Annotated in this window: 1 protein-coding gene and 1 pseudogene; both read right to left on the bottom strand. The window is 32.6% G+C overall.

The features are described 5' to 3' along the window. Positions 1 to 233: pseudogene (locus RTK36_RS16290) on the bottom strand (hypothetical protein); the annotation flags it as partial. 35 nt (positions 234 to 268) lie between these two features. Continuing rightward, the gene (locus RTK36_RS16285) at positions 269 to 478 is read right to left on the bottom strand and encodes a helix-turn-helix domain-containing protein (RefSeq protein WP_312048271.1); all 210 of its coding nucleotides are present in this window, start codon (positions 476 to 478) and stop codon (positions 269 to 271) included. Between the last annotated feature and the right edge of the window lie 197 nt (positions 479 to 675).

Here is a 675-nt window from a genome sequence, read left to right as displayed (position 1 = left end):
TCAATAAGCAATCTTTCTTCTGGAAACACGGGGCGCAAATCAGAGCACATGTATCTAGTTTCTTTGCCACATATAGTGCAAATATTTTTATCTATGCTATTAGTAGGTTTGATTATAGGTGTTTTGCAATCTTCACACCAATAGATTTCAACCGGAATATCTTCTTCGGTTTTGTTTCCGCACATTTCACACAATTCATTTTCTGTTTCTCTGCTACAATTCTTACACCACAAAACAAACACCTCCTTCCAAATTGCTCTGTTTTAAACTAATCTTCATTGTAATACTCTAATAACTCACCAACATTACATTTGAATAACTCACACAGCTTGCTTAAAGTAGAATAGTCAATTCTCTCCATTTTATCGTGATATAAATTTGAAACCGTTGCTCGAGATAGGCCTGTTTTCAAATGTACATCTTGCATATTATATTTATTTTCACCCATCAGTATTGATAGCCTGCATTTTATTGGCATCGAGTATAACCTCCTAGTATAGTTGCTCATTCTTTATTATAAACAGAGATTGTCAAATTGTAAATAGATATGATTGCATTTTCGTGTCATATCTGTTTGATTTGCAAATAAAAATCTTAAATAATCAAAAACGATTTCTTACTCTATTTTCTGCAATGAGTACATTTCTAGCCCATGTACTGTGTAGTTCGCTAAAA

It is taken from the genome of Anaerotignum sp., assembly GCF_031981185.1.
In the GTDB taxonomy this organism is placed as follows: Bacteria; Bacillota; Clostridia; order Lachnospirales; family Anaerotignaceae; genus Chakrabartyella.
The sequence above is the reverse complement of the archived record's forward strand: the minus strand, read 5'-3'. Positions and strand labels throughout refer to the sequence as shown.

Bases quoted from the DNA above. Each gene is read 5' to 3' on its own strand.
- RTK36_RS16285 (WP_312048271.1), bottom strand. From the start codon at position 478: ATGCCAATAAAATGCAGGCTATCAATACTGATGGGTGAAAATAAATAT.